Genomic DNA, 524 nt, shown 5'->3' on the forward strand with positions numbered 1-524 from the left:
GGATCGGGCTGCCCGGCGGCTACAACGTGGCCAACGCGCTGCTGGCGCTCGCCCTGCTCGACGTCGTCGGAGTGTCCCCGGAGCAGAGTGCCCCCGGACTGCGGGAGGCCGCGGTGCCGGGACGACTGGAGGCCATCGACCGCGGGCAGGACTTCCTGGCGCTCGTGGACTACGCGCACAAGCCGGGGGCGCTGGAAGCGGTGCTGAACACCCTGAAAGGGTCCGGCAGGCTGGCCGTGGTGTTCGGGGCCGGTGGCAACCGGGATGCGGGCAAGCGGGAACCGATGGGCCGGGTGGCCGCGGAGCTGGCCGACCTCGTCGTCGTCACCGACGACAATCCGCGTGACGAGGACCCCGCCACTGTGCGGGCCGCCATCCTGGCGGGCGCGGCCGGACTACCCGCGGAGGTCGTCGAGATCGGCGACCGACGGGCGGCCATCGACTACGCGGTTGCCTGGGCCGGCCCGGGGGACACGGTGCTGATCGCGGGCAAGGGCCACGAATCGGGGCAGACCGCCAACGGC

The 524-nt window shown here is 73.7% G+C and carries 1 protein-coding gene; it reads left to right on the forward strand.

The features are described from left to right. Positions 1-524: glutamate ligase domain-containing protein (locus AC1D1T_RS33000; protein WP_477993587.1), on the forward strand; the 524-nt coding region annotated here is incomplete at both ends.

The organism is Rhizobacter sp. P2_H3, from assembly GCF_056403355.1.